General features: G+C 57.1%; 30 protein-coding genes. 9 read left to right on the top strand and 21 right to left on the bottom strand.

Annotation, left to right across the window (positions count from 1 at the left end; all coding sequences use genetic code 11):
* Window positions 1–120 precede the first annotated feature (120 nt).
* The 3 genes from ABRP31_RS08150 to ABRP31_RS08140 all read left to right on the top strand — a co-directional run bounded on the left by ABRP31_RS08150 (window position 121) and on the right by ABRP31_RS08140 (window position 3,200).
* A complete protein-coding gene (locus tag ABRP31_RS08150) occupies window positions 121–624 on the top strand; it encodes an ureidoglycolate lyase (RefSeq protein WP_349970516.1) in 504 nt (167 codons plus the stop codon).
* Window positions 625–668: 44 nt separating this feature from the next.
* Entirely contained in the window at window positions 669–1,961 is a 1,293-nt protein-coding gene (locus ABRP31_RS08145) for a urate hydroxylase PuuD (protein ID WP_349970515.1), read from the top strand.
* 453 nt (window positions 1,962–2,414) lie between these two features.
* Window positions 2,415–3,200: an outer membrane protein OmpK gene (locus tag ABRP31_RS08140; protein WP_349970514.1), complete on the top strand. Its 786-nt coding sequence runs from the start codon at window positions 2,415–2,417 to the stop codon at window positions 3,198–3,200.
* Window positions 3,201–3,381: 181 nt separating this feature from the next.
* Here ABRP31_RS08140 and ABRP31_RS08135 read toward each other — a convergent pair whose 3' ends face one another.
* Both ABRP31_RS08135 and ABRP31_RS08130 read right to left on the bottom strand, forming a co-directional pair.
* The gene (locus ABRP31_RS08135) at window positions 3,382–3,597 is read right to left on the bottom strand and encodes a hypothetical protein (protein WP_027902392.1); all 216 of its coding nucleotides are present in this window, start codon (window positions 3,595–3,597) and stop codon (window positions 3,382–3,384) included.
* 17 nt (window positions 3,598–3,614) lie between these two features.
* Window positions 3,615–4,523 (bottom strand): DUF808 domain-containing protein, encoded by a 909-nt coding sequence (locus ABRP31_RS08130; protein WP_349970513.1) that lies wholly within the window; start codon window positions 4,521–4,523, stop codon window positions 3,615–3,617.
* A gap of 169 nt (window positions 4,524–4,692) precedes the next feature.
* Between ABRP31_RS08130 and ABRP31_RS08125 the strand changes: the two genes are divergently transcribed.
* The 4 genes from ABRP31_RS08125 (at window position 4,693) to ABRP31_RS08110 (ending at window position 9,472) form a co-directional block, all read left to right on the top strand.
* Complete coding sequence (locus ABRP31_RS08125; protein ID WP_349970512.1) at window positions 4,693–5,301, top strand: TetR/AcrR family transcriptional regulator; 609 nt, start codon at window positions 4,693–4,695, stop codon at window positions 5,299–5,301.
* 426 nt (window positions 5,302–5,727) lie between these two features.
* The gene (locus ABRP31_RS08120) at window positions 5,728–7,359 is read left to right on the top strand and encodes a methyl-accepting chemotaxis protein (RefSeq protein ID WP_349970511.1); all 1,632 of its coding nucleotides are present in this window, start codon (window positions 5,728–5,730) and stop codon (window positions 7,357–7,359) included.
* Window positions 7,360–7,519: 160 nt separating this feature from the next.
* Window positions 7,520–8,353, top strand: coding sequence for an ion transporter (locus ABRP31_RS08115; protein ID WP_349970510.1), 834 nt, complete (start codon window positions 7,520–7,522; stop codon window positions 8,351–8,353).
* A 120-nt stretch (window positions 8,354–8,473) separates the two neighbouring features.
* Window positions 8,474–9,472 (top strand): sulfate ABC transporter substrate-binding protein, encoded by a 999-nt coding sequence (locus ABRP31_RS08110; protein WP_349970509.1) that lies wholly within the window; start codon window positions 8,474–8,476, stop codon window positions 9,470–9,472.
* A gap of 168 nt (window positions 9,473–9,640) precedes the next feature.
* Here the strand turns inward: ABRP31_RS08110 and ABRP31_RS08105 are convergent, their stop codons facing one another.
* From ABRP31_RS08105 to ccmA, 12 genes are all read right to left on the bottom strand, one after another.
* Window positions 9,641–9,967 (bottom strand): hypothetical protein, encoded by a 327-nt coding sequence (locus ABRP31_RS08105; protein ID WP_349970508.1) that lies wholly within the window; start codon window positions 9,965–9,967, stop codon window positions 9,641–9,643.
* Entirely contained in the window at window positions 9,968–10,543 is a 576-nt protein-coding gene (locus tag ABRP31_RS08100; protein ID WP_349970507.1) for a hypothetical protein, read from the bottom strand.
* A gap of 302 nt (window positions 10,544–10,845) precedes the next feature.
* Window positions 10,846–11,250, bottom strand: a complete 405-nt coding sequence (locus ABRP31_RS08095) for a hypothetical protein (protein WP_349970506.1) — start codon at window positions 11,248–11,250, stop codon at window positions 10,846–10,848.
* Between the two features lie 11 nt (window positions 11,251–11,261).
* Window positions 11,262–12,467 (bottom strand): c-type cytochrome biogenesis protein CcmI, encoded by a 1,206-nt coding sequence (gene ccmI / locus ABRP31_RS08090; RefSeq protein ID WP_349970505.1) that lies wholly within the window; start codon window positions 12,465–12,467, stop codon window positions 11,262–11,264.
* A complete protein-coding gene (locus tag ABRP31_RS08085; RefSeq protein ID WP_087266864.1) occupies window positions 12,464–12,934 on the bottom strand; it encodes a cytochrome c-type biogenesis protein in 471 nt (156 codons plus the stop codon). Before ABRP31_RS08085 ends, ccmI begins: the two co-directional genes overlap by 4 nt.
* Complete coding sequence (locus ABRP31_RS08080) at window positions 12,931–13,467, bottom strand: DsbE family thiol:disulfide interchange protein (protein ID WP_087266861.1); 537 nt, start codon at window positions 13,465–13,467, stop codon at window positions 12,931–12,933. Before ABRP31_RS08080 ends, ABRP31_RS08085 begins: the two co-directional genes overlap by 4 nt.
* Window positions 13,464–15,434, bottom strand: a complete 1,971-nt coding sequence (locus ABRP31_RS08075; RefSeq protein ID WP_349970504.1) for a heme lyase CcmF/NrfE family subunit — start codon at window positions 15,432–15,434, stop codon at window positions 13,464–13,466. Before ABRP31_RS08075 ends, ABRP31_RS08080 begins: the two co-directional genes overlap by 4 nt.
* A gap of 2 nt (window positions 15,435–15,436) precedes the next feature.
* A complete protein-coding gene (gene ccmE, locus ABRP31_RS08070; RefSeq protein ID WP_087266854.1) occupies window positions 15,437–15,901 on the bottom strand; it encodes a cytochrome c maturation protein CcmE in 465 nt (154 codons plus the stop codon).
* Window positions 15,898–16,074, bottom strand: coding sequence for a heme exporter protein CcmD (gene ccmD / locus ABRP31_RS08065; protein WP_349970503.1), 177 nt, complete (start codon window positions 16,072–16,074; stop codon window positions 15,898–15,900). Before ccmD ends, ccmE begins: the two co-directional genes overlap by 4 nt.
* Window positions 16,071–16,868, bottom strand: coding sequence for a heme ABC transporter permease (locus tag ABRP31_RS08060; protein WP_349970502.1), 798 nt, complete (start codon window positions 16,866–16,868; stop codon window positions 16,071–16,073). The genes ccmD and ABRP31_RS08060 overlap by 4 nt, the downstream gene beginning before the upstream one ends.
* Before the next feature lie 84 nt (window positions 16,869–16,952).
* Entirely contained in the window at window positions 16,953–17,624 is a 672-nt protein-coding gene (gene ccmB / locus ABRP31_RS08055) for a heme exporter protein CcmB (RefSeq protein WP_087267367.1), read from the bottom strand.
* Window positions 17,621–18,262 (bottom strand): cytochrome c biogenesis heme-transporting ATPase CcmA, encoded by a 642-nt coding sequence (gene ccmA, locus ABRP31_RS08050; RefSeq protein ID WP_349970501.1) that lies wholly within the window; start codon window positions 18,260–18,262, stop codon window positions 17,621–17,623. The genes ccmB and ccmA overlap by 4 nt, the downstream gene beginning before the upstream one ends.
* 194 nt (window positions 18,263–18,456) lie before the next feature.
* Here ccmA and ABRP31_RS08045 point away from each other — a divergent pair, with 194 nt between their 5' ends.
* Both ABRP31_RS08045 and ABRP31_RS08040 read left to right on the top strand, forming a co-directional pair.
* Window positions 18,457–20,124, top strand: a complete 1,668-nt coding sequence (locus ABRP31_RS08045) for a flagellar hook-length control protein FliK (protein ID WP_349970500.1) — start codon at window positions 18,457–18,459, stop codon at window positions 20,122–20,124.
* Complete coding sequence (locus ABRP31_RS08040; protein WP_087266842.1) at window positions 20,124–20,447, top strand: EscU/YscU/HrcU family type III secretion system export apparatus switch protein; 324 nt, start codon at window positions 20,124–20,126, stop codon at window positions 20,445–20,447. The genes ABRP31_RS08045 and ABRP31_RS08040 overlap by 1 nt, the downstream gene beginning before the upstream one ends.
* Window positions 20,448–20,724: 277 nt before the next feature.
* Here ABRP31_RS08040 and ABRP31_RS08035 read toward each other — a convergent pair whose 3' ends face one another.
* The 7 genes from ABRP31_RS08035 to ABRP31_RS08005 form a co-directional block, all read right to left on the bottom strand.
* Window positions 20,725–21,126, bottom strand: coding sequence for a DUF2802 domain-containing protein (locus ABRP31_RS08035; protein WP_087266840.1), 402 nt, complete (start codon window positions 21,124–21,126; stop codon window positions 20,725–20,727).
* A complete protein-coding gene (locus tag ABRP31_RS08030; RefSeq protein ID WP_087266835.1) occupies window positions 21,127–21,606 on the bottom strand; it encodes a chemotaxis protein CheW in 480 nt (159 codons plus the stop codon).
* Window positions 21,607–21,663: 57 nt separating this feature from the next.
* Window positions 21,664–22,566, bottom strand: coding sequence for a CheW domain-containing protein (locus ABRP31_RS08025; protein WP_349970499.1), 903 nt, complete (start codon window positions 22,564–22,566; stop codon window positions 21,664–21,666).
* 114 nt (window positions 22,567–22,680) lie between these two features.
* Window positions 22,681–23,469 (bottom strand): ParA family protein, encoded by a 789-nt coding sequence (locus ABRP31_RS08020; RefSeq protein WP_087266829.1) that lies wholly within the window; start codon window positions 23,467–23,469, stop codon window positions 22,681–22,683.
* A 45-nt stretch (window positions 23,470–23,514) separates the two neighbouring features.
* Complete coding sequence (gene motD, locus ABRP31_RS08015) at window positions 23,515–24,402, bottom strand: flagellar motor protein MotD (RefSeq protein ID WP_349970497.1); 888 nt, start codon at window positions 24,400–24,402, stop codon at window positions 23,515–23,517.
* 5 nt (window positions 24,403–24,407) lie between these two features.
* Window positions 24,408–25,148 (bottom strand): flagellar motor protein, encoded by a 741-nt coding sequence (locus ABRP31_RS08010; protein ID WP_087266822.1) that lies wholly within the window; start codon window positions 25,146–25,148, stop codon window positions 24,408–24,410.
* Entirely contained in the window at window positions 25,148–26,317 is a 1,170-nt protein-coding gene (locus tag ABRP31_RS08005; RefSeq protein WP_349970495.1) for a chemotaxis response regulator protein-glutamate methylesterase, read from the bottom strand. Before ABRP31_RS08005 ends, ABRP31_RS08010 begins: the two co-directional genes overlap by 1 nt.
* Window positions 26,318–26,548: the final 231 nt, after the last annotated feature.

Here is a 26,548-nt window from a genome sequence, read left to right as displayed (position 1 = left end):
TGGGAGCGGTGCTTGCCCGCGATAGGAACACCGCGGTCTATCCTGAACCGCGTCCAGCCTTATCGCGGGCAAGCATCGCTCCCACAAGGGTCCAAAGAATTCGAAAACAGAAGACCCAGCATGCGCACACTGACCATCGAGCCGTTGACCAAAGAAGCTTTCGCCCCGTTCGGAGACGTCATCGAAACCGACGGCAGCGATCACTTCATGATCAACAACGGTTCGACCCAGCGTTTTCATCGTTTGGCCGAGGTGCAAACCGCGACGCCGGACGACAAGGCGATCATCAGTATCTTCCGCGCCGAGGCGCTGCAGATGCCGTTGATCATCAGCATGCTGGAGCGCCATCCGCAGGGCAGTCAGGCGTTTGTGCCACTGCTCGGCAACCCTTTTCTGATCGTGGTCGCGCCCATTGGCGATGAACCTGATCCAGAGCTGACCCGTGCCTTCGTGACCAACGGCAGGCAGGGTGTTAATTACCATCGCGGCGTCTGGCACCACCCGGTGCTGACGATCGAAAAGCGGGATGACTTCCTGGTGGTTGATCGCAGTGGAACTGGCAATAACTGCGATGAGCATTTTTTCGCTGAGAGCCAGAAGCTGGTTCTCGACCCCCACCCGTAGAAGCTTGAACGTCCGAGAAGTGACGACAGCTAGAAGGTAAACCCGTGGAAGCACATTTGATGGAATGGCTGAATCTCAGCGTGCGCTGGATTCACATGATTGTCGGCATCGCCTGGATCGGCGCATCGTTCTACTTTGTCTGGCTGGAGAACAACCTGAACCGGGTCAATCCCCGCGATGGTCTGTCCGGGGATTTATGGGCCATTCACGGTGGCGGCATCTACCACCTGGAAAAATACAAACTCGCCCCGCCGACCATGCCTGAGAACCTGCACTGGTTCAAATGGGAAGCCTATTTCACCTGGCTGTCAGGCGTGGCCATGCTGTGCTTGGTGTTCTACGCCAATCCGACCTTGTACCTGCTCGCACCGGGCAGCAGCCTGTCCGGCGTGGAAGGCGTGGCGCTCGGACTGGGTTCGCTGTTCGTCGGCTGGTTCGTCTACAGCTTTCTCTGTGATTCAGCGCTGGGCAAACGCCCCGCCCTGCTCGGCTTGATTCTGTTCGTGCTGGTCATCGCTGCGGCGTATGGTTTCAGCAAAGTGTTCAGCGGTCGCGGCGCTTACCTGCATGTTGGCGCGATCATCGGCACGATCATGGTCGGCAACGTGTTCCGCATCATCATGCCCGCCCAACGCGCATTGATAGCAGCCATCGCCGAGAACCGCACACCGGATCCATCGTTGCCCGCCAAAGGCTTGCTGCGCTCACGCCACAACAACTACTTCACGTTGCCGGTGCTGTTCATCATGATCAGCAACCATTTCCCGAGCACTTACGGTAGCGCTTACAACTGGCTGATCCTGGCCGGGATCGGTGTGTTGGCAGTGCTGGTCCGGCACTATTTCAATACGCGGCACAACAGCCATAAATTCGCCTGGACCCTGCCTGTCGCTGCACTGGGCATGATTTGTCTGGCTTACGTCACCGGCCCTGCGCCGATGCCACAACCACAGCAAGCAAAGAAGATCGAATATCAGCCATTACCGGGGACCGCCGTCGGCGGCTATCGCCATGACGAAGTGCGCCCGGCTCCGCCTCCGGAACCTGTTGCAGAGGCTGCAGTTGCCAGTCCGGGCGTAGACTTCGGGAAGGTGCAGAGCGTGATTCATGAACGCTGCACCGTGTGCCACTCAGCCAAACCCACCAGCCAGTTATTCAGCACCGCGCCTGCCGGCGTGATGTTCGACACAGCAGAACAGATCAAGCAAATGGCCCCGCGCATTCAGGCCCAGGCCGTGACCTCGCAGATCATGCCGCTGGGCAACATTACCCAGATGACTCAGCAGGAAAGAGACCTCATTGGGGCGTGGGTGACGGCAGGCGCGCAGCCCCACTGATCGCTGGCCGAGCACCTGACTGTAGGAGCTGGCGAAGGCTGCGATGGCATTTACCTGATACACCGCCATCGCAGCCTTTGGCAGCTCCTACAGTCAGGTATATGAAACATTAATTTACGCCCCACAATTGTTCGCCCTGCCCTGTCCCAGAGCACTTGCACGAAACACGCGCAGCCAATATCCTCCGCCGCCGCGTTAAAACCCGCCGTGTTGCAATGCTGACTGAACAGACAACTAACTGACCAACCGGTCAACTGTCGCGTTTTTCTGAAAAAAGCCCTGATCGACTGTTAAAGATGCAGCCGATAGCACTTTCGTGCGCTTTTCAATCAGCATTGGCTCAGCTCTTGCTATGTAGTCAAAGCTGACCAAACAGACATGTTTTAACCGCGGAAAAGTGCCTACAAAGAGCACCCAAAAAAAGACCATATCGATCCATCAGGGGAGCATTGAATGAACCGTATTATTTCCAGCGCGATAGTTGCCGGCAGTCTTCTGGCGTCCGGGCAAAGCATGGCCGACGGCCTGCTGCAATGGCAGAGCAACAGCCTGACTTACCTCAACGGTCGCGACTTTACAGTCAACCCGTCAAACCAACAGACGTTCACTTTTGAACACGCTGACGGCTGGAAATACGGCGATAACTTCCTGTTCATCGACAAGATCTTCTATAACGGCAAAGGCGACGCCACCAACGGCGACAACACCTACTACGGTGAGATTTCCCCGCGCTTGTCCATGGGCAAGATCTTTGGTCAGAAATTCGAGTTCGGCCCGATCTCCGATGTATTGCTGGCGGCCACTTACGAGTTCGGTGAAGGCGATAACGAGTCGTACCTGATTGGTCCAGGCTTTGACTTGAACATCCCGGGCTTCGATTACTTCCAGCTGAACTTCTACAAGCGTTACACCGACGGCCATCGCGCGGGTTATGGCGCATGGCAGGTTACACCGGTCTGGTCCTATACGATTCCAGTGGGCAAATCCGACATCCTGATCGACGGTTTTATTGACTGGGTGGTGGACAACAAGTCCGACCGCAATGGCGAATACAAGTCCAACGTACACTTCAACCCGCAAATCAAATACGACCTGGGTAAAGCGATCAACTTGCCTGAGCGCCAACTGTATGTGGGTATTGAGTACGATTACTGGTCTGACAAATACGGCATTGAAGACACCAAGTTCTTCGACACCGACCAGAACACCGCGAGCTTGCTGGTGAAAGTGTTCTTCTGATTCGAATACGAAATCTGTAGGAGCGCTCCCGTCGTCCAGACGCCGCGCGGCAAACATGGACCCTGTAGGAGTGAGCTTGCTCGCGATAAATGATAACGCGGTATGTCTTCTGGCTGCGTCTCATGCATCGCGGGCAAGCCTCGCTCCCACAGGAATCTCGTGAGTCCAGAGTTTTACGTATCTACTCCCACGGCAACGGCTTGCCCGCCCGCACTTTCGAGTTGATTGCACGCAGCAACTCCAATGGATCACTCTCGGTTTGCGCGTGACTTTGTTCATCGACCCAGGCCGAAACCTGCTTGCGGTCCAGATTGGGCCGCAAATGCAGGATCTCCACTAACTGACGCTCACATTGCTGGGCATACGCGACAACGCTGGAAAACAGTGGGCTATTCATTCAAGTCGACCAGCCATTCAGGCCCTGATTAGTTTCCAGACTTTCCCCGCTACCGTGACCAGCAGCAGGACCAACGCACCTGCAATAATACCGGCGACTGCGTCCAGCAGAGTAGGCACCACCATCGAAAAACCACCGACCGTTTGCGCCGCATGCTCCGTTACGCCTTCGATCCAGTGATGAGCGAAAGGCACGCCATGGGTGAGAATCCCGCCGCCGACCATAAACATCGCGGCAGTACCGACAATCGAAAGGATTTTCATCAATACCGGCGCCAGCCACAGTAGCGCTGAACCCATACTTTGCACCGCCGACCTGGCGCTTTTCTTCAAATAAAGGCCGAGATCGTCCAGTTTGACGATGCCCGCCACCAGACCGTATACGCCGACGGTGATCAACACCGCTACGATAACAAGCACGCCGACCTGATCCAGAAATGGTCGGGTGGACACCACGCCCAGCGCCAGCACGATGATTTCTGCCGAGAGAATGAAGTCAGTCCGAATCGCCCCTTTGACCCTGTCTTTTTCGAACGCGACCATGTCGACATTCTTGTCGGTGGCAGCCTCCCTGCGCTGCTGACGCTGTTGCCCGGTTTCGGGATGCAGCCATTTATGGGCAATCTTCTCGAAACCTTCGAAACACAAGTAAGCACCGCCAATCATTAACAGAGGCAGAATCGCCCAAGGTGCAAACGCACTGATCAGCAAGGCAGCGGGCACCAGTATTGCCTTGTTGATCAAGGAACCCTTGGCCACCGCCCACACAACGGGCAATTCACGATCGGCGGACACTCCGGTGACCTGTTGTGCGTTAAGCGCCAGATCGTCGCCCAACACACCAGCGGTTTTCTTTGCGGCCAGAGACACGTCGTCCAATAGCGTCGCGATGTCATCCAAAAGAGTCAGCAAACTTCCAGCAGCCACAGTCAATATCCTTGAATACGTCATCGAACGTTCGATAAGGCAGCATGATTGATGCCACGCAGCGGCCATTGAAGCACAGCACGGATCAAGAGGTTGGCCGATATTGAGGCGCTCATGAGGCGGGTGCTACCATGCGCAACCGCCGATCGGGCAAGGAAACCTCTGGTTTATGAGCAGTATTCGCGAGCGCAACAAAGAGCTGATCCTGCGTGCCGCCAGTGAAGAGTTCGCCGACAAAGGCTTTGCAGCTAGCAAAACCAGCGACATCGCCGCCAAGGCAGGCGTCCCCAAGCCCAACGTTTACTACTACTTCAAGTCCAAGGAAAACCTCTACCGCGAGGTGCTCGAAAGCATCATCGAGCCGATCCTGCGCGCCTCCACGCCTTTCAATCGCGATGGCGTGCCTGCCGAGGTGCTCAGCGCCTATATCCGTTCAAAAATCCTGATCTCCCGCGACCTGCCCTTCGCCTCGAAAGTATTCGCCAGCGAGATCATGCATGGCGCGCCGCACCTCTCGCCTGAGCAGGTAGAGCAACTCAACGGCCAGGCCAAACACAATATTGATTGCATTCAGGGCTGGATCGACAGCGGTCTGATCGCGCCCATCGATCCCCATCACTTGATGTTCACGATTTGGGCTGCGACCCAGACCTATGCCGACTTCGACTGGCAGATATCAACGGTCACCGGCAAGACAAAACTGGAAGACAGTGATTACGAAGCAGCAACGCAGACAATCATCCGACTGGTGCTGAAAGGCTGCGCCCCGGATATTTAAAATGCTTCCTTCTTTGTGGAAGCCAACCTTAAATCTCAATTCCAGCAGAAAACAAAAAACCCGCCGAGGCGGGTTTTTTGTATGACCATTCCAACATCCTGTCAGTAGCCGTCCTGGCGATGGTCGATCATCCGTGATCCCGAAGCGCTTCCTTCGCTGCGGTGATGGATCCAATTTACCGCTTAAATGTGACAACTCATAGAGCGGAACTCCCCTCTTCGTGTAAGCCTTTCGCTATAACGCACAGGAATTTGAGAAATTTCCGCCAAGCGACTCAGGTTTATCCTTTCAGCGCCGACACCCACTTTAGTAGCGGTGGACTAGACGACAAGTATCAAAAGGCTATTATCGGGTCGGGACTGACCTCATGGGGCCCCACGGCGCAAAGCGTCCGAAACAATAAAAAATAGAACGGAGCAACCGGTCATGACAATGCGCAGCTTATCCATCAGCCGACGACTCTGGCTGATTCTCATCGTCTCCGTACTGATGCTGTTTATCCTGGCAGCGGCCATGCTCAAACAAGTGCACACGGACCTCTACGCCGCCAAGGCGGAAAAAACCATGCATGTGGTGCAGAGCGCCAGCGGGATCCTGGAGTATTACCAGGGTCTGGAGACTGCCGGCGCGCTAAGCCGTGATGCGGCCCAGAAACAGGCTCTGGATGCTATCCGCGGCATGCGCTACAACAAGGATGACTACTTCTGGATCAACGATATGCGTCCAGTCATGATCATGCATCCCATGAACGCGAAGCTGGTCGGTCAGGATTTATCCGCAATCAAGGACCCGGATGGTTTCGCAGTCTTCAACGAGATGGTTGCCGTAGCCAAGGAAAAAGGCGCGGGTATGATTCAGTATCGCTGGCCCAAGCCGGGTGCCAGTGAACCCGTCCGGAAAATTTCCTACGTAAAACTGTTTGCACCCTGGGGCTGGATTCTCGGCTCAGGCGTTTACGTCGATGACGTGAAAGCAGAGTTCCAGCAACAGACGATCAATGCCGCGTTGTTCAGCCTGGCGATCATCGCCGTCATGGCACTGCTGGTCATTCTTATCGCGCGCAGCATCGTCCGCCCTCTTCGCGACTCCGTGCAAGCCATGGCTGACATTGCCAGTGGCGAGAGCGATTTGACCCGCTCTCTGGAAACTCAAGGCAACGACGAAGTCACTCAACTGGCCAGGCATTTCAACGCCTTCACCGCCAAGCTGCGTGGCGTGGTCATTCAATTGCAGGCATCGGCTAACGGCCTGGAAAAAGCTTCCTCGGATTTGGGCAGCAATGCCGAACAAGCCCAGGCGCGCAGCCAGCAACAGTCGCAGCAAATGGAACTGGTGGCGACCGCCGTCAACGAGGTGACTTATGGCGTTCAGGACGTTGCCAAGAATGCCGAGCACGCCGCCAATGAAATGCGCGACGCCGAGTCCCAGGCGCACCAGGGCCAGGTGAACATCGACAGCAGCCTGCGCCAGATCGATCACTTGTCCGGCACGATCAATCAAGCGGTTGACGTAATTCGCACGCTCTCTTCGGAAAGTACACAAATCGGTGGCGTACTTGAGGTCATCAGTTCAATCGCCGAACAGACCAACTTGCTGGCCCTGAACGCGGCGATCGAAGCTGCGCGCGCCGGGGAGCAGGGTCGTGGTTTTGCGGTGGTAGCCGATGAAGTTCGCTTGCTGGCCCAGCGCACCCAGAAATCGACCGCTGAGATTCAAAGCATGATCGAACGCCTGCAGACTCATTCTGATGCGGCGGTAAAAGTCATTGCCGACAGCAGTCGTTCATCACAACTGACCATCGAGCAAGCCAATCAGGCAGGGCAAAGCCTGACATCAATCAGCCAGGCCTTGCGCAACCTCAACAGCCTCAACGCGTCGATTGCCAGCGCAACGTTGCAGCAATCCCACGTCGTCGAGGACATCAACCAGAACGTCACGCAGGCAGCGCAACTCTCGCAGAGCACTGCCATCGCAGCAGAACAGTCGACGGAAGCAAGCGTTCACTTGCGGGAAATGAGCGAACAGTTGAATGGGCTGTTGAGGCAGTTCAGGGTCTAAACATATACAACCTGCAGGAGCTGCCGAAGGCTGCGAAACCGGCCATTCTGGCACACTGATTTCGCAGCCCTCGGCAGCTCCTGCGGAATGTGCAGACCAGCAGTACAATTCAAATCCGGAAATTGCGTAGACTGCTCCGATCTTGAATTCGGAAACCACCATGGACAGCACCATCAGTCGCCGCGAACAGTTACGCATTGTCATCTTCCAGAACGATACCCCGGCCGGACGACGCTTCGACAAGACGCTGCTGGTGGTCATCCTCTGCAGTCTGATTGTCGTCGTGCTCGACAGCATTCCCGCCGCACACGAAGGCTATGGCGATTGGCTCGCCTATGCCGAGTGGGGATTCACCGCCGTATTCATCATCGAATATGCGCTGCGTCTGTACTGCTCACCGCGACCACTGCAATACGCCTTCAGCTTCTATGGCCTGGTAGACCTGCTGGCGATCGTGCCTGGCATCCTCGCGATCTATTACAGCGATGCGCAGTACCTGTTGATCGTGCGTGTAATCCGCATGTTGCGGATTTTCCGGGTGCTCAAACTCAGCCCGTACCTGAAGCAAGCCAATTACCTGCTGGCGGCACTGCGCGGCAGTAAACAGAAGATCATCGTGTTTCTGGTCAGCGTGTCTACGCTGGTGGTTGTGTTTGGCACACTGATGTATGTGATTGAAGGTCCCGAGCACGGTTTTACCAGCATCCCGAAAGGCATCTATTGGGCAGTCGTGACGCTGACCACCGTGGGCTATGGCGACATTGTGCCCAAGACCGCTATCGGCCAGATGCTCTCGGCGCTGGTGATGATCACCGGTTACTCGATCATCGCGGTGCCCACAGGAATCTTCACCGCCGAGCTGGCCACTGCCATGCGTGGCGAACAGCTGAAACACGATTGCCCGGTGTGCTCGAAGAATAATCACGAACACGGCGCCGCCTTTTGCTCACGCTGCGGCAACGCACTTTTCCCCCGCGTGGAAAATAAAGCATAAGCAAATGCTTTTTAAATCTTTAAACGCCTAATGCTGCCCGGCTATAGTCGCCAGCATTAAGCCATCAACTCAGTGCTATTAAACTCAGTAGCATGACCCACCACAAAAAAGGAATGCGCAGTGAACAGACTTTTCGCCGCTTCGTTACTCGCCGCTGGACTGGCTTTCGGCAGCGCGGCCCAGGCCGCCCCGACCTTGCTCAACGTGTCGTATGACGTAATGCGTGACTTCTATAAGGACTACAACGCTGCGTTCCAGAAACACTGGCAAGCCGAGCATAAAGAAAACATCGCCGTGCAGATGTCGTTCGGCGGCTCCAGTAAACAAGCCCGCTCAGTCATCGACGGCCTGCCAGCCGACGTGATCACCATGAACATGGCCACCGACATCAATGCTTTGGCAGATAACGGCGAACTGGTCCCGAAGAACTGGGTCACGCGCCTGCCAAACAACAGCGCACCGTTCACTTCGGCCACCGTATTTATCGTCCGCAAGGGCAACCCTAAAGCCTTGAAAGACTGGAACGACCTGGTCAAGGACGGCGTAGAAGTTATCGTGCCTAACCCGAAAACTTCGGGTAACGGCCGTTACACCTATCTGTCGGCATGGGGCTATACCCTGAAAAACGGTGGTGATGAAGCCGCTGCCAGGAAGTTCGTCGGCGACCTGTTCAAACACGTACCCGTGCTGGACACCGGCGGCCGCGGCGCTACCACCACGTTCATGACCAACCAGATTGGTGACGTGCTGGTTACTTTCGAAAACGAAGCAGAAATGATTGCCCGCGAATTCGGTCGTGATCAGTTCGAAGTGGTTTACCCGAGCGTCTCAGCTGAAGCCGAACCGCCTGTCAGCGTGGTCGACAAAGTCGTCGAGAAGAAAGGCAGCCGCGCCGCTGCCGAGGAATACCTGAAGTACCTGTGGTCCCCAGAAGCCCAGGAAATCGCCGCCGCCAACTACTTGCGCCCGCGTGATCCAAAAGTACTGGCGAAATATACCGACCGCTTCCCGAAAGTCGATTTCCTCTCAGTAGAGAAAACCTTCGGCGACTGGCGCACTGTGCAGAAAACCCACTTCGCTGATGGTGGGGTGTTTGATCAGATCTATACCGGCAAATGATTGGGCTGGTTTGAAATGAAAAACGGCGACCTTCGGGTCGCCAATCTTCATAGGGTAACGCAGCTCACACGAAACCTGGAGCCTCCAAACACCGCGACACAGCGGTAGCATCATGCTGACACGCCACCTTTCGCAGCCTTCGACAGCTTTTAAAGAAAAGATGTCAAATCAGAGACCCATTGCAGCGATAGCAACTTCAGTCTTGTAACCCAAAATAGTCGCTCTTGCGCAACTCAAATACACCTGTGAGTTATCTCGCAAAACCCCTAGTATCTTTGTCAAATATCCTTTGGCCAACTGCGTATATTGATTTCCAAACGTCATAGGCGTAGGAACCAGATGCATGACTGAGGTACAGCTCTGTATCTCACCAACCATCTTCAAGACCACACGCAGCACAGCACTATTCATTTCCCAGCCATTGGCCTGCGGCCCGTACCATTTAACCAAAACCTCGCGCAGTATTTCTTTATCCTTGTGGTCCATTTCGTACATCTACAACCTCCGTTTAATACTAGCCACTATCTGCATTGCAATTTCTCTACTGCCTCGCACGGTGATGAGTTCGACGTCATCGCCATCCAGAAGCATTATTTTATGAAAGTCGGCGTCCTCTCTAGCGCCATGAAAAATGACCTGGATATCACTCTGTTGAAAGAAAATAACGTCAGACATGCAGTCAAGTTTCAAAAGACGTCGCTGCAAGCTCTGTTCCTGGGGATCAACAGTGATCTCCAGAGGCGGAGAAGCGCCGTAAATTAACCGATAAAAATCAGAAACAGCGGTTAAATTTTTACTCAGCCTAGCCAAGGAATCAGCCATCTTGCCTGTATCAAGGCGCTGTATACCAACGTAGTTTTTATTGGGATAAGCCGCGACAAACCCTTCACCGCTAACAAAAGCGTGTGGGGGGCCAGGTAGATCCAGCTGATAACGGGAAAAGAAAACGGGTAGAAACGCTCCCTTTTGGTAGATAAGAGTTCTGGCTTGGGCTGCTGAGTACCCACAACCGCTCGCGAATACATTGGCAGAGCAATACAGAACAAAAAAAGCACCGACCAGATACTTCATATGAAACTCCAAACCACAACAACTGCACGACAAAGAAGAAGTATTTTATACTTCTATCGCCTCATGCATATTAAAAATAAAGTAGGAAAAGACTGAAAAAAACGTAGGCTTTTTATTTTAATAATTTTGAGGCAAAAGAACGGCGACCTTTGGATCGCCGATTTTTTTGCCTGAAGAAACTTAGCTGCCCCATAGAAGCCAACTTATTGGAGAGGGTGCAGATGGACGATAATCATAACTTGCCGGCACTATTGTCTCGCCAACAAGTTAGGTGCTACAGGGGGAACAGAATCCAATCCGCCTCAATTCCCGAACTGCTTACCCAACCCTGCTGGCACACCGCTGGAATCCGTCTCCTGCCATGGTCCATTACGGCCCGTTGACCAGGTCCAGCCGTTGTTCCAGCGGTAGTAGGTGCGCTGGCGGTAGAAGGTGTCTTTCTCGTCATCCAGTACGTGCACACCCAGGCGCGCATCCCAGTGGCTGTTGCCACCCGGTGGCGGGGCGAAGTTGCTGGAAGTTTTCGGGCCGGCTGCCGGAGCTTTCGGGGCAGGCGTGGGTGCTGGCGTGCTCGGCGTGCCTGGCTGCGACTTGCCGGGCAGCGTCGGGATCGGTTCCTGGCTGCGCGGTCCTGTGGGCTGAACCGCGCAAGCGCTCAAGCCCATAACCAGACCCAATAACGTAATACGTGCGGCTGCGCGGTACATAAGCGTGCTCTCTACTGATCAGGGCTGTCGATGGTCAGTGCCTGCAAGGCCGTAGTATTGCTCGACAGTGGCTTGCTGCGGCCGATCCACTCGCCTGTGGTCGGCTGACCTGCACGGGATATCCGCGCCACGAGTTGGACTTCCGGAAAGTTCGACAGTTTCAGCTGCGGCATCATCGCGTCGGCATCGCCCAGTTCGACCTCAGTGGGCAAGTCAGCCACGGTCACTCGTTTTACCGCCAATGGCGCCGGAGGGCCACCCACCGCGCGAGCGAAGATGAATACGCTGTCACCCGGCGCGACTTTGGCTTTCAGGTCAGCGGCCAGATCGACACGCACTTTGATCGACGCCGTTTTAATGACAGCCGCCGCAGGCTGTTCAACCTTGCCACCGCTTTCAGCGAGCTTTTCAGTAGCGCGGGCAATGCCGCCTTCCAGTGCTTGCCGCGATGGATCCTGTGCAGGCAGCACAGCCAACAGGCGCTTCCAGTAATCTACGGCCTGCTGATAATGCTGGCTTTCAAAGGCGGCAATCCCCAACAGCCCCAGACTGGTGACTTCTTTTGGATCGGCCTGCAACGCTTCGTTGGTCAGTGCCTGCACCTGCGGGCTGAATTTTTTGCCGTTGGCGAAGTACAACGCCTGGGCCCACTGGCCTAGTAATTCGGCCTGCCGCCCTGCCAGGGCGACTGCACGCTCGAACATCGCGGCGGCATCGGCCGGTCGGTCTTGAGCCATATAAGTGCGCGCCAGGAAGTACAAGCCTTCGGCTGAATCCGGCTGAGCTTTGACGGCACGCTCCAGGCGGTTGGTCATCTCTGCAATTGAACCGGGTGGCTGGGCGAACTCACGGGTCAGTTCGACTTTGTCGCTGGCGCCAAAATGCATATAGAGAGCGATGCCCATCAAAGGCACCATAAACGCGGCCAGCAATGGCAAAGTCTTGCCAAGACGCGAGGTACGCAATGGTTCAGCGCCCTCGGTGTCTGCCAGCAACTCACGGGCCGCTTCGGCGCGACCGCTGTCCATTTGCGTCGAGGTCAGCACGCCCTCCTCTTGCTGACCTTGCAGTTCAGCGACGCGCTCCTGATACAGGGCAACGTTGAGCGCGGTGCGATCTTCTTCACTTTGCGCGCGACGACCACGCAGGACGGGGATCAGCAGGAAACTCATGGCCACCAGCAACAGCAGGCCGGCAGCTAGCCAGAAATCAATCATTCGCGGTTTTTATCCAGCAGATTTGCGAGGCGCTGACGCTCCCCGTCGGAAAGCGCATCGTTTTCCTCGCGGCCTTGGCCACGACGACGCACGACAATCACACCTATCACAACCATTCCGCCCACCAGCAACCCGGCTGGCCCGAACCACAGCAGCCAGGTTTTGGCGGTCAAGGCAGGCTTGTAGCGCACAAAATCGCCGTAGCGGTCGACCATGAAGTCAATAATCTGCTGATTGGTCTGCCCTTCGCCAAGCATGCGGAAGATTTCCTTGCGCAGGTCAGCAGCGATCGGCGCGTTGGAGTCGGCGATGTCCTGATTCTGGCACTTGGGGCAACGCAGTTCTCTGGTCAACTCGGCGTAGCGTGCGCGTTCAGCGTCGTCACGAAACTCATAGGCGTCGATGGCGGCGTGGGCCACGCTGATAATGCCCAGGCTGAAAGCAGCTGCGGCTATAAAACGCTTCATTGACGCGCCTCATCTACAAGGCCCTGATACAAGCCTGCCAGCTGTTCACGCCAAACGGTTTCGTCGACAACACCGACAAACTTGTGGCGAATGATGCCTTTGCTGTCGATCAGGAAGGTTTCCGGTGCTCCATAAACACCCAGGTTCAAACCGAGGCTGCCTTCGTCATCTCGGATGTTCAACTGGTACGGATTATGGAAATCCTTGAGCCACTTCAAGGCGTCTGCATTGACGTCCTTGTAGTTGATGCCGTAGATCACCACGCCCTGCTGCGCCAGTTTGTTAAGCACCGGATGTTCGACCCGACACGCGACGCACCAGGTCCCCCAGACATTGACCAATGCCGGTTTGCCCAGCAGGTCGGCACGGGTGATGATCCGGTCGCTTTGCACATCACGCAGGGAGAACTCCGGGAACGGCTTGTCGATCAGCGCCGAGGGCAGCTCGGCCGGGTCCAGATACAGACCGCGATAGAGAAACACCGCAACGCCAAGGAACAGCGCCAGCGGCAACAGCATCATCCAGCGCCTCATACCGCAGCCTCCAGGCCCAAGGCATCACGTACCTTGCTTTTGACTTTGACCCGATAACGCTTGTCCATCGCTGCCAGTACGCCACCCAATGCGGTGATCAGGCCGCCGAACCAGATCCAGCGCACGAACGGTTTGACGTGGACCCGCACCGCCCAGGCGCCATCGCCCAGCGGCTCGCCCATGGCCACATACAGATCTCGAGTAAAACCAGCGTCGATACCGGCTTCAGTCATCATCGATTGCTGTACGGTGTAAAGGCGTTTTTCAGGATGCAGGATGGTCACTAGCTTACCGCCCTCAAGCACGCGAACGGTGCCGCGATCCGACGTGAAGTTGGGGCCCTGATAATGCCGGGCACCTTCGAACACGAACGTGTAACCGCCCAGTTCCATGGATTCACCCGGAGACAGACGCAAATCGCGCTCGGCACTGTTCTGGCTGGACAGCACCACGCCCAGAGCGCACACCGCAATGCCGATATGGGCGAGCTGCATACCCCAGTAACTGCGGGTCAGACTGCGTGAGCCTTTAATCAAACCTTTGTGGCGGGTCTTGTCCAACAGATCGCGAACACCCGCCAGCAACACCCAGGCAGCCAGCATGAAAGTGGCCATGACCGCCCAGTGGAAATCATCCATGGCAAAACCGGCAATGACCGCCAGCACAGCACTTCCGATCAGTACCGGCGCGAGCATGCTGGCCAGCCATTTGACTGGAGTATCTTTCCAGCGCACCAGCACACCAATCGCCATGACCGCCATGAGCAAGCCCATCAACGGTACGAACAGCGCGTTGAAATAAGGCGGGCCGACCGACATCTTCGCGCCACTCATGGCATCAAGGACCAGTGGGTACAGCGTGCCGAGCAAAATCATCGATGCAGCCACCACCAGCACCAGGTTGTTGCCCAGCAGCAGTGTTTCCCGGGACCACAGGCCGAAGCCAACGTGGCTTTTGACCACAGGCGCACGGAAGGCAAACAGGGTCAGGGAACCGCCGACCACGAACAGCAGGAAGATCAGGATGAACACGCCGCGCTCGGGATCGGATGCGAAAGCATGCACCGAGGTCAGCACGCCGGAACGGACCAGGAATGTCCCCAGCAGGCTCAGGGAAAACGCAGCGATGGCCAGCAATACCGTCCAGCTTTTGAAAACGCCACGCTTTTCGGTCACGGCCAGGGAGTGAATCAGCGCAGTGCCAACCAGCCATGGCATGAACGAGGCATTTTCTACCGGGTCCCAAAACCACCAGCCGCCCCAGCCAAGCTCGTAATAGGCCCACCATGATCCCAGGGTGATACCAATCCCCAGGAATGCCCAGGCGACGATAGTCCATGGACGTGACCAACGTGCCCATGCAGCATCAAGCCGTCCTCCCAACAAGGCGGCGATGGCAAATGCGAACGCCACCGAGAAACCGACATAGCCCATGTAGAGCATCGGCGGATGGACGATCAGGCCGATATCCTGCAGCAGCGGATTCAGGTCGCGGCCGTTGGCGGGCACTTGCGGCAGGATCCGCGAAAACGGGTTAGAGGTCAGAATCAGAAACAGCATGAAACCAACGCTGATCATGCCCATGACGGCCAGCACTCGGGCCAGCATCACTTGCGGCAACTGTCGGGAAAATACTGAAACGGCGAAGGTCCAGGCACCAAGAATCAAAGCCCAGAGCAATAACGAGCCTTCGTGTGCACCCCAGACTGCGCTGAACTTGTAGTACCAGGGCAAGGCGCTATTGGAGTTTTCAGCGACATAAGCCACGGAAAAGTCGTCGGTCATGAAGGCGTAAGTCAGGCAACCAAAGGCGAAGACCAGAAAACTGAATTGCCCCCAGGCAGCCGGTTGCGCCAGGCCCATCCACAGCCGGTCGCCACGCCACGCGCCAACCAACGGCACGCAGGCCTGCACGACGGCGAAGCAAAGCGCCAGAATCATGGCCAGATGGCCGAGTTCAGGAATCATGATCAGCCCTGCTTCGATGGTGTTGAGGAAATCGGGGCGGGTTGACCGCTTTCCTTGAGCGCCTTGGTGACTTCCGGCGGCATGTACTTTTCATCGTGCTTGGCCAGCACTTCATCGGCGACGACCACGCCGTCTGCGGTGAGCTTGCCAAGAGCAACAATGCCCTGCCCTTCGCGGAACAGATCCGGCAGGATGCCGCGATAGGTGATGGTCACCGCCTTGTTGAAATCGGTAACGACGAACTTCACGTCCAGCGAGTCGGTGGAACGCTGCAAAGAGCCTTTTTCCACCATACCGCCCGCACGAATACGGGTATCCAGCGGCGCTTCGCCGTTGGCGATCTGGGTCGGGGTGTAAAACAGGTTGATGTTCTCTTTCAGAGCACTCAAGGCCAGAGTGACGGCGATGCTGACACCGGCGAGAATCGCAACGATGATCAACAGGCGCTTTTTACGCAGCGGATTCACTTTTGTTTCTCCCAGCGCAGGCGACGCGCCTCTTGTTGCAGGTAACGCCGACGTGCCAGCAACGGCAACGCCACATTGATCGCCAGCACCATGAAACAGATGCCATAGGCCGACCAGACGAACAGACCATGATGACCCATGGCCAGAAATTCGCCGAATGAATCAAATTTCATTGTGCCTCCCCCTTGGCTGGCGATTGACCCAGGGACTTGAGCACCTCGGCCTTGACCCAACTGGCGCGCGCCTCACGCTTGAGCACTTCAAGCCGCATGCGCAGCAGTAGCACCGCGCCGAAGAAGCAATAGAACCCCAGCACCGTGAACAGCAGCGGCAGCCACATTTCGGCGGGCATGGCCGGTTTTTCGGTCAGGCTGAACGTTGCGCCTTGATGGAGGGTGTTCCACCACTCCACCGAATACTTGATGATTGGAATATTGATCACACCCACAATGGCCAGCACAGCACAGGCCTTGGCGGCGCTGTCACGATTACTGATGGCGTTGCCCAGGGCAATCAGACCGAAGTATAGAAACAGCAGAATCAGCATTGAGGTGAGGCGCGCATCCCAGACCCACCATGAACCCCAGGTCGGTTTGCCCCAGATGGCGCCACTGACCAGCGCCAGGGCGGTCATCCAGGCGCCAATGGGTGCCGCGCTTTGCAGGGCAACGTCGGCCAGCTTCATCTTCCACACCAGCCCGACTACACCGCAGACCGCCAGCATCACGTAACAGGACTGGGCGAGCATCGCCGCGGGCACATGGATATAGATGATCCGGAAGCTATTGCCTTGCTGGTAATCGGGCGGCGCAAAGGCCAGGCCCCAGACGACGCCGATGCCGATCAGCAACACCGCGGCAATACTCAACCAGGGCAGCAGGCGTGCGCTGATGCCGTAAAACCATTTAGGTGAGCCGAGCTTGTGGAACCATGCCCAACTCAACCCGCGTTTAGCGTTGTCTTTCATTACGCTGCCTTTCATCAAGCTGCCTTCTCACGGTGTCGCTCGGGTTTGCTGCTGACTGAACCGCTTAGTCAGGCATAACCTCAATTATTCGCCGACGCTGATCTTCAGGCCAGCGGCTATTGCAAAGGGTGTCAGGGTGACCGCCAGGGCGGTCAGGCTGCCGAGCCAGAGCAGGTAGCCGGTCGCAGGCATACCTTGCAGTGCCGCTTGTAGAGCGCCACTCCCCAGAATCAGAACCGGGATGTACAACGGCAGGATCAACAGGGCCAACAGCAAGCCGCCGCGCTTCAAGCCCACCGTCAATGCCGCGCCTACTGCACCGAGCAGACTCAATACCGGCGTCCCGAGCAGCAGTGACAGCAACAAAACAGGCAGGCACTGCGTCGGCAAACCGAGCATCAAGGCCAGCAGCGGCGCCAACAATACCAGTGCCAGACCGGAAAAGGTCCAATGTGCCAGCACTTTGGCCAGAACCAGCAGCGCCAGCGAATGCGAGGACAGCACCCATTGCTCCAGTGAACCGTCTTCGAAATCACTTCGAAACAGGCCGTCCAGCGAGAGCAGAACCGATAACAATGCAGCGACCCACACTAACCCCGGAGACAAGGTTTGCAACAGCTGTGTCTCCGGGCCGACGGCCAGCGGGAACAGGGCTATGACAATGGCAAAAAACACTAACGGGTTGGCCAGCTCGGCGGGACGCCTGAACAGCAAGCGTGCCTCGCGCGCAACCAGCAGGGTAAACACATGACTCATACGGCCCATTGCCCCAGATCAATATCGCGGTAACCGGCCGGTATGCGGCTCAAGGTGTGGTGAGTGGTCAACACGATCATCCCGCCTCGCTCGCAGTGCCCGGCCAGATGTTCTTCCAGTTGCGCGACACCTTGCTTGTCCAGGGCAGTGAACGGCTCGTCGAGGATCCAGATCGGCGGGCTGTCCAGATACAAACGCGCCAGCGCGACGCGCCGCTGTTGCCCGGCGGACAACGTATGGCAAGGTACATCCTCGAATCCGCGTAGCCCGACAGCCTCGAGTGCTTGCCAGATGGCCGCTGATTCGACTGGACGATGCAGTGCGCAAAGCCACGCAAGATTTTCTACCGGCGTGAGTAAATCCTTGATGCCGGCAGCATGGCCGATCCACAGTAAATTGCGCGCCAGCTCGACACGCTGCTCGCTTAACGGCAAACCGTTGACGAGTACCTGTCCGGAAGTCGGCTGCATGAGCCCCGAAAGCAAGCGCAACAAGCTGGTCTTGCCGCTCCCGTTGGGACCGCTGATCTGCAACATGTCACCGGCATGCACTTGCACATCAAGGTGCTCGAAAAGCATCCGCCAGTCGCGTTCACACGCCAGGTCGCAGGCTTGCAGAAGAGGTATGGAACGAATCATCCAGGGTTCCCGGTGCTGCGTAGTCGCATCAGAACACAGTGAAGAAGGTGCGGTCTGAAGAAATGGCTGTTCAAGTCAGCTTTAAAACAGCCGTTACACTGTCAACTTCACGTGTATCGGCAGGCCGTTAAGGCGGGCCGCATTATACATGGCATGTCTGCCACCAGAGGGCATTTTCAACAGGTCGCGATTCCATGACAGGTGACATCACCAGCCTCCAACCGACAACCGCTGCAGCAGCCTTGGGACGCGCGGGTCTTTCCCCGGCTCAAGTGCTTCAACTGCTGCAGCCGCTGGAAAATCTTATAAAGCCGGGAGAGACTGTCGAAGCCGAGGTGATTACCCTCAAACAGTTGCAGCAGAACTTCCAATTGCTGATCAAACTGGCCCTGAGCAACGGCTTGCAGACCAGCGTCAACGTTACCAGCCCGCTCCCCCTCACACCCGGGACCACGCTGTCAGTCTCGCAAGCTTCACCCAATTCGCTGACCATGAGCCTGCAGCAGGTCAATACGGCTCTGAATAATCTACAAACCAGTATCGACACCGAACAGCTACCGCAAGGCACGCTGCTACAAGCCAGGGTGCTGACCACTCAGGTGGTCGCCAACGCCGTGAGCCAATTGACCGGCCAGGGCGCACCGCAATCCGGCGTGCCCACGGCCCCCGCTTTGCCCGGTGCCCCATCTGCCCCGGCGCTCTACCGGTCTATCGTGATTCTGCTCAATACCACCCTGGCAGGAACCAGCCTGAGTATAGAAAGCCCCCAGCCACTGCGACCCGGTGCATTGCTGAGCGCTCAGGTGCAAGGCAGCCAAAGCCTTAACTTTGTGCCGCTGCCCGACAACCTCGATCAATTGGCGGTGACTCAGCAGCTCACTACCCAGCAAAATCGTCAGGGCTCGCTGGACGTCCTGATCAATGCGCTGCGTAATCTTCAGCCGCCGATGTCGGCATCTTCTGCAGCACCGGCACCCTCTACGCCGTTACAGGCAAGCATTCAGCAGCTGTTGGCGGACTTGCCGGACATCGAGCAGATGAGCAATCCGCGCGTCGTTGCGCAGGCGATCAATGCCAGCGGCCTGTTCATGGAAGCCAAACTAATGAGCGGCCTGAATCCGATGGCGATGCCAGACATGAAGGCCAACCTGATGCAGGTTATTGCTCAGTTGCTGCCCGGTTTGCCCGCCAATACCAGCTACGACGCAGCCGCTGCGTCCAATATGCTGACCCGCACGATGCCTGGCGTTCTGCGCAGCGCCCTCGGAACGATGGGGCTCGTTGCGCCGCCGCCACTGCCGATCCACTTCCCATTGCCTTCGCGAGCCGTAAAAGGCGGCAAAGAAGACGATCTGGAAATCCTGCTCAAATTCGCCGCAGCGGCTGTTTCGCGTGTGCAAAGCCATCAACTGGCGAGCCTTGAACAGACACGGATTAACGCAGACGGTAAGCAGCAAACCACCTGGCAGCTGGAAATCCCCATGCGTAACGGCCACGAAATCGTGCCGATGCAGGTCAAGGTGCAGCGCGAAGACACGCCAGAGAAAGAAAACAGCAAGGACAAGGACGATAGCGAGCCAAAGGAGGTCCGGGATAAGCTCTGGAAGATTGACTTGGCTTTTGACCTGTCGCCGCTTGGAGCGCTTCAGGTTCAGGCGCAACTGCTCAGGGGCAAGTTATCAAGCCAGCTCTGGGCCGAGCGCGCCGACAGTGCAGAGTTGATCAACAGTGAGCTGGCCTACTTGCGCGAGCGGTTGATTGCAGTCGGCCTGGAAGTCGGTGAGTTGGCCTGCAGTCAGGGCGTACCACCGCAGGGACCGCGCACGACCCTTCAACAACGCTGGATCGACGAGAACGCCTGATGAGCACACCGGACCAAAACCCTCGTCAGGCCATAGCGCTGACTTACGACGGCACCCACACTCCGACCTTGAGCGCCAAAGGTGATGACCAACTGGCCGAAGCTATTCTGGCGATTGCCCGGGAATATGAAGTGCCGATTTATGAGAATGCCGAACTGGTCAAGTTACTGGCGCGCATGGAGTTGGGTGACAGCATTCCAGAGCCGCTGTATCGCACCATCGCGGAGATCATTGCTTTTGCATGGCATTTGAAGGGCAAGTTTCCGGTGGGTCAGGATCCGGATGCGCCGCCGGTGGAGCGGGATATTACGCCGAAGTGGTAATGGGTCTGCGCTGAATCAGCTGAATCTACGCCGCCTGCCACACAGCCATCGCGAGCAAGCTCACTCCTACAGCAGAACGCATTCCCCTGTAGGAGTGAGCTTGCTCGCGATGGAGTCGGTATAGGCAACAAAGATTTGAGAGGTTGATGCAGGCAGCGAAAACCGGTTCTGTAGGAGCGCACGGGCACCGCGAGGCCGCGATGGCGGTGTGTCAGGTAAACCGCTATCGCGGCCTCGCGTTGCTCGTGCGCTCCTACAGTTTTGAAGTGCGCCTCGATTACCCCTGATTATGACTATGCAGCTTGCTCATCAACTGAGCCTCTGCCTGAGTCAAACCACAGGCCTGGGTAAGTTCGTCGACGCTGGCCCCCATACCGACCAGGCGTGCGGCCTGGGCGAACGACAGGGTTGATGGATCACGCTGCTCCAACGCAGTGAGTTTGTCGGGCAGAGGCCCGACAATCGCCCGCAGCTCGTGCAGGGCCTCACCCATCTTGACGGTACCACTCTGGAAATGATCCACCCGCCTGGCCAGTTCCCGGAAGCGCTGGTCACGCAAAGCGTCAATCTCTTCCCGTTTAAGGTCGAGTTGACGCTGGCGCTTGGTGTGCATGATGAACAAACCCAGGGTCACTACCCAGAGAATCCCCAGGAAAATGACAGCTACCTCAAGAATCAATCAGATGTTCTCCAGCTCGGACCACTCTTCTTCGGACATCATCTTGTCCAGTTCAACAAGGATCAACAGCTCGCCGTTCTTGTTGCAGACGCCCTGAATGAATTTGGCGGATTCGTCGTTGCCCACGTTAGGCGCAGTTTCCACCTCAGACTGACGCAGGTAAACCACTTCAGCAACGCTGTCGACCAGAATACCGACCACTTGCTTGTCGGCTTCGATGATCACGATACGTGTGTTGTCACTGACTTCAACCGGTGCCAGACCAAAACGCTGACGCGTGTCGATTACGGTCACAACGTTACCGCGCAGGTTGATGATGCCCAGCACGTAGCTTGGGGCGCCCGGTACGGGGGCGATCTCGGTATAGCGCAGCACTTCCTGAACCTGCATCACGTTGATGCCGTAAGACTCGTTATCCAGGCGGAAAGTAACCCACTGCAGAATAGGATCTTCGGAACCTTGTGCGGACGACTTCTTCATAACCCCAACCCCTCGCGTGTGTGCTGTGCAGGAGGCGTGCTGTACGCCCCCTCTTGATTATCTGGTTTTGTGCATCTGCTTGACCGCGCCACTGGCAATCAGCTCGGCCAACTCTGAAACATCCAGCAAGGCGCACATGTGCTCTATCACTGTGCCCGCCAACCAGGGACGCTGCCCTCGCTGGGTACGCCATTTGATCTCTTTTGGGTCAAGGCGTAGCGAACGGCTGACCTGATGTACGGCCAATCCCCACTCATAACCCTGAACCGAAATTACATACTGCAAGCCCTGACGGAAGTCATCGCGGTAGCGATCCGGCATGATCCAGCGCGCCGTATCCAGGACTTTCAGGTTACCGCTCTGGCTCGGCAGGATTCCGAGGAACCATTCCGGTTGGCCAAAAAGCGGCGTCAAATCATGCCCGGCCAAAGGATAAATCGACCCCAGGCAAACCAGCGGTACCGCCAGCGTCAGACCGGCCACATCAAACAGCAGGCATTCAAACGGCTCCTCTGCCCAGGCTGGCCGACCGTCGCTGGCAGGCGGCGGCGTTGGTGTGCGTTGAGCAGTAGCCAGATGAACCTCGGCGACCGGCTCGATCAACTCGACCTCAGGCACCTGAACCACTTCTACAACTTGCGGCACCACTTCAACTTCAACCCGTGCCACCACTGGCGCGGCAACCGGCACCGCCACAGGTGCAGCGACAGCGACCGGTACAGCAACAGGCGCAGGTGCGGCCACGGCGACGGCGATCGGTGTCGCCAGAGCCTGCATGCGCTTGTCATGCTCCTGCTCCTCGCGCACCGCCGCTTCAAAGTCATCTTCGGCCGAGAGCTGCGCTTGAGCTGGCAATACTTCGGGCAAATCTTCGGTGGCGTCCTGAAGCAGCGCATCCAGATAAGACTGCAGGGCTAACTGCGGTCGTGTTGCTATCTCTACAGGCCGGTTCAGGTTCATACAGGTGCCACACAATGATTAACGCGATTACCGCTTGAAAGAGTTATCGGCCAATGTAAGCCCCGACTTGAATGGTTCTGCGTACCTGCTGCAAATAAAGACGACACGCTCATGTCAGGCCACCTGCGCCATGAGTTGTTCGGACAGTAAATGCTTGAGCAAAGCGCGATAGGCCAGCACTGCGCGACTTTTGTTATCGAACTGCGAAGGCGTGACACCCTTGCGGCTGGCATCGCGCAAACGGGTATCCACCGGCACGTAGGCTTTCCAGACGTGCTCGGGGAAACTGTCGCGCAGGAATTTCAGGGTGCCCATGGACGCCTGGGTACGCCGATCGAACAGTGTCGGCACGATGGTGTACGGCAGCGGCGTTTTGCGTGAACGGTTGATCATCGCCAAGGTGTTGACCATACGCTCCAGGCCTTTAACGGCCAGGAACTCGGTTTGCACCGGGATTACCAGTTGCTGACTGGCCGCCAAGGCGTTGACCATCAACACGCCCAACAACGGAGGGCTGTCGATCAACGCGTAGTCGAATTCCTGCCAAAGCTGCGCCAGGCTTTTGGCGATGACCAGACCCAGGCCATTCTGACCGGGCGTCTGGCGCTCAAGCGTCGCCAGCGCAGTACTCGACGGCAGCAGCGAAATACGCTGGTCGCTGGTGGGTAACAGTAACTGACCTGGCAAGCCGTCAGGAATGCTGCCCTTGTTCAAAAACAGGTCGTAGACACTGTGTTCCAGGCTGTCAGGGTCGTGACCGAAATAACTGGTCATTGAGCCATGGGGATCCAGATCGACCACGACCACGCGCTTGCCCGCCTCGGCCAACAGCCCGGCTAACGCGATGGTGGAAGTGGTTTTACCGACACCACCTTTTTGATTGGCTACTGCCCAGACTCTCATGTGTGCTCTTCCTCCCGCCATGGCGGTGGCCATACCGAGAAACGACTATCGTACGGGTGACGAAGAATTGACGGTATTGCTGCGCACCGCCGGGTTGACAGGCGCAGGTGCAGTTTGTGTGCCAGCACGGCGCATGGCGGCGTCCGGTTGTGCATTGGCCGAGCCGGTGGAGGTCAAACTGCGACGCACATCCAGATTGCGCGAGATCACCAGTACGACCCGGCGGTTGCGGCCACGGCCTTCAACGGTGGCATTGGAGGCTACCGGCTGAAACTCGCCGTACCCTACGGACGCCAGGCGGGAGGGATTGACCCCTTCCATCGCGAGCATGCGTACGATACTGGCCGAACGCGCCGAAGACAGCTCCCAATTAGTCGGGTATTGAGCAGTGCTGATGGGCTGATCATCGGTAAAACCTTCGACGTGAATCGGGTTGTCGAACGGCTTGATGATCCTCGCCACTTTTTCAATGATCGTGAACGCTTTGTCACTGGGCATGGCATCGCCGCTGCCGAACAACAGGCCTGAACTGAGTTCGATTTCAATCCACAGCTCATTGCCGCGTACGGTCATCTGATTCGACTTGATCAAGTCGCCAAAACCCGCGCGTACTTCATCGGCAATTTCCTTGAGCGGATCGGTCTCGCTCTGGCCGATACCGGCGTCGACTTGCTCACTGTCCTTGACCAAGGGTTCGGCCGGCTTGACCGACAACGGACGCTGCTCACCGATCGGGATCGGTTTCATGCTGCGCTCGGAGTCGTTGAATACACCGACCAACGCTTCAGAAAGGATCTTGTACTTGCCTTCGTTGACAGACGAAATCGAATACATCACGACGAAAAACGCGAACAGCAGCGTGATGAAGTCCGCGTAGGACACCAGCCAGCGCTCGTGATTTTCGTGCTCTTCGGGTCGACGACGTCGAGCCATGCGTATTACTCCATGAAGCCTTGCAGCTTGAGTTCGATGGAGCGCGGGTTTTCACCCTCGGCGATGGACAGCAGACCTTCGAGAAGCATTTCGCGATAACGCGACTGGCGCAACGCGATGCCCTTGAGCTTGTTAGCGACTGGCAACAGGATCAGGTTGGCCGAGGCAACGCCGTAAATGGTTGCCACGAAGGCCACCGCGATACCGCTGCCCAGCTGACTTGGATCGGCCAGGTTGCCCATCACATGGATCAGGCCCATGACAGCACCAATGATGCCGATGGTCGGCGCGTAGCCGCCCATGCTTTCAAAAACCTTGGCCGCCTGAATATCGCGGTGCTCCTGAGTCAGGAAGTCGACTTCCAGGATGCTGCGAATAGCTTGCGGCTCGGCACCGTCGACCAGCAGCTGCAAGCCTTTACGGGAGTAGGTATCGGGTTCGGCATCGGCAACGGACTCAAGCCCCAGCAGCCCTTCTTTGCGAGCGGTCATGCTCCAGTTGACTACCCGGTCGATACCGCCCGCCAGATCGATTCGCGGTGGAAACAGAATCCAGCCGCCGATCTGAATAGCTCGCTTGAAAGCGCTCATCGGCGCCTGCAGCATCGAAGCTGCCAGGGTCCCGCCAATCACAATCAAGGCCGCCGGACCATTGAGCAAAGCGGACAGATGCCCGCCTTCCAGGTAGTTACCGCCGACAATTGCAATAAACGCGAGGATGAGACCAATCAGACTCAGAACATCCATCAGACGCACGCCTCCACCAGGTGCCGGCCGATATCGTCCAGACTGTAAATTGCATCTGCCAGGTCAGCTTTGACAATCGCCATTGGCATGCCATAGATCACGCAGCTGGCTTCATCCTGAGCCCAGACGTTGCTACCGCCCTGCTTGAGCAAACGCGCACCTTCGCGACCGTCAGCACCCATACCGGTCAGCACCACTGCCAATACTTTGTCGCCGTAGGATTTGGCAGCCGAACCAAACGTGATATCCACGCAAGGTTTGTAATTCAGACGCTCGTCACCCGGAAGGATTTTCACCGCCCCCCGGCCATCGATCATCATCTGTTTACCGCCAGGTGCCAGCAGCGCCAGACCTGGGCGCAGAATGTCACCATCCTCCGCTTCCTTGACGCTGATCTTGCACAGCTTGTCCAGACGCTCGGCGAACGCCTTGGTGAAGGCTGCGGGCATATGCTGAATCAGGACGATAGGTGCCGGAAAGTTGGCCGGCAGTTGCGTCAACACACGCTGCAAGGCGACGGGGCCACCGGTCGATGTGCCGATAGCGACCAGTTTGTAGGCCTTGCGCTTGGGCGTACCCGACAACGGCCCGTGCGAGCTGCTTGCAGCCGGAGTGGCCGGAGCTGGCGCAGCCGCAGTACGCGGGGTTGTTGTACGCGCTGGCGCCGGGGCCGGGCTTGCAGTTCTGCTGGTAGCCGGAGCAGGAGCTACGGTCGGTGTCACTGCAGGCGCAGCAGCCGGAGCCGGAGCCGAACCGCCAAAGCCACGGCGGTTGCTGCGCGAGATGCTGTGGACTTTTTCGCACAGCAGTTGTTTGACCTTTTGCGGGTTACGCGAAATGTCTTCGAAATTCTTGGGCAGGAAATCCACTGCCCCCGCATCCAGTGCATCCAGCGTAACGCGGGCACCTTCGTGAGTGAGCGAGGAGAACATCAGCACCGGGGTCGGACTGCGCTGCATGATCTGGCGGACGGCCGTAATGCCATCCATCATTGGCATTTCGTAGTCCATGGTAATCACGTCAGGCTTGAGCGACAGCACCAGATCAATCGCTTCCTTGCCGTTGCTCGCGGTACCGACAACCTTGATATTTGGGTCTGAAGAAAGAATTTCCGTGACGCGGCGGCGGAAGAAACCGGAGTCATCCACCACCAATACCTTGACTACCATAAACACTCCATTACAGGCCGCACGGAAACGACTGGACTTAGCGACGCGTCATTGAAACGAGATTCGGGGGACTACAAAAGGCCGACCGAAGCACGCCTCAAAAAGTCACGAGGCACACGCGCTTGTGCAAGCTGCGCCTGCGACTCGTCATTATTATTGCCTTCGCATCCATTCGCAGCGTTTCGACACCGCCCGACCAGGCGTCACGGGCAGTTGTCTGCCCGCGACACC

Source organism: Pseudomonas caspiana, assembly GCF_040224095.2.
Lineage (GTDB): Bacteria > Pseudomonadota > Gammaproteobacteria > Pseudomonadales > Pseudomonadaceae > Aquipseudomonas > Aquipseudomonas caspiana.
This window is presented reverse-complemented; position numbering and strand designations above follow the sequence as displayed.

Bases quoted from the DNA above. Each gene is read 5' to 3' on its own strand.
- ABRP31_RS08060 (WP_349970502.1), bottom strand. From the start codon at position 16,868: ATGAAAGACAACGCTAAACGCGGGTTGAGTTGGGCATGGTTCCACAAG.
- motD (WP_349970497.1), bottom strand. From the start codon at position 24,402: ATGGCTCGACGTCGTCGACCCGAAGAGCACGAAAATCACGAGCGCTGG.
- ABRP31_RS08045 (WP_349970500.1), top strand. From the start codon at position 18,457: ATGACAGGTGACATCACCAGCCTCCAACCGACAACCGCTGCAGCAGCC.
- ABRP31_RS08085 (WP_087266864.1), bottom strand. From the start codon at position 12,934: ATGAAGCGTTTTATAGCCGCAGCTGCTTTCAGCCTGGGCATTATCAGC.
- ABRP31_RS08125 (WP_349970512.1), top strand. From the start codon at position 4,693: ATGAGCAGTATTCGCGAGCGCAACAAAGAGCTGATCCTGCGTGCCGCC.
- ABRP31_RS08140 (WP_349970514.1), top strand. From the start codon at position 2,415: ATGAACCGTATTATTTCCAGCGCGATAGTTGCCGGCAGTCTTCTGGCG.
- ABRP31_RS08080 (WP_087266861.1), bottom strand. From the start codon at position 13,467: ATGAGGCGCTGGATGATGCTGTTGCCGCTGGCGCTGTTCCTTGGCGTT.
- ABRP31_RS08135 (WP_027902392.1), bottom strand. From the start codon at position 3,597: ATGAATAGCCCACTGTTTTCCAGCGTTGTCGCGTATGCCCAGCAATGT.
- ccmI (WP_349970505.1), bottom strand. From the start codon at position 12,467: ATGATTGATTTCTGGCTAGCTGCCGGCCTGCTGTTGCTGGTGGCCATG.
- ABRP31_RS08100 (WP_349970507.1), bottom strand. From the start codon at position 10,543: ATGAAGTATCTGGTCGGTGCTTTTTTTGTTCTGTATTGCTCTGCCAAT.
- ABRP31_RS08075 (WP_349970504.1), bottom strand. From the start codon at position 15,434: ATGATTCCTGAACTCGGCCATCTGGCCATGATTCTGGCGCTTTGCTTC.
- ABRP31_RS08010 (WP_087266822.1), bottom strand. From the start codon at position 25,148: ATGGATGTTCTGAGTCTGATTGGTCTCATCCTCGCGTTTATTGCAATT.
- ABRP31_RS08105 (WP_349970508.1), bottom strand. From the start codon at position 9,967: ATGTACGAAATGGACCACAAGGATAAAGAAATACTGCGCGAGGTTTTG.
- ABRP31_RS08005 (WP_349970495.1), bottom strand. From the start codon at position 26,317: ATGGTAGTCAAGGTATTGGTGGTGGATGACTCCGGTTTCTTCCGCCGC.
- ABRP31_RS08020 (WP_087266829.1), bottom strand. From the start codon at position 23,469: ATGAGAGTCTGGGCAGTAGCCAATCAAAAAGGTGGTGTCGGTAAAACC.
- ABRP31_RS08040 (WP_087266842.1), top strand. From the start codon at position 20,124: ATGAGCACACCGGACCAAAACCCTCGTCAGGCCATAGCGCTGACTTAC.
- ABRP31_RS08030 (WP_087266835.1), bottom strand. From the start codon at position 21,606: ATGAAGAAGTCGTCCGCACAAGGTTCCGAAGATCCTATTCTGCAGTGG.
- ABRP31_RS08150 (WP_349970516.1), top strand. From the start codon at position 121: ATGCGCACACTGACCATCGAGCCGTTGACCAAAGAAGCTTTCGCCCCG.
- ABRP31_RS08115 (WP_349970510.1), top strand. From the start codon at position 7,520: ATGGACAGCACCATCAGTCGCCGCGAACAGTTACGCATTGTCATCTTC.
- ABRP31_RS08120 (WP_349970511.1), top strand. From the start codon at position 5,728: ATGACAATGCGCAGCTTATCCATCAGCCGACGACTCTGGCTGATTCTC.
- ccmA (WP_349970501.1), bottom strand. From the start codon at position 18,262: ATGATTCGTTCCATACCTCTTCTGCAAGCCTGCGACCTGGCGTGTGAA.
- ABRP31_RS08025 (WP_349970499.1), bottom strand. From the start codon at position 22,566: ATGAACCTGAACCGGCCTGTAGAGATAGCAACACGACCGCAGTTAGCC.
- ccmB (WP_087267367.1), bottom strand. From the start codon at position 17,624: ATGAGTCATGTGTTTACCCTGCTGGTTGCGCGCGAGGCACGCTTGCTG.
- ccmD (WP_349970503.1), bottom strand. From the start codon at position 16,074: ATGAAATTTGATTCATTCGGCGAATTTCTGGCCATGGGTCATCATGGT.
- ABRP31_RS08095 (WP_349970506.1), bottom strand. From the start codon at position 11,250: ATGTACCGCGCAGCCGCACGTATTACGTTATTGGGTCTGGTTATGGGC.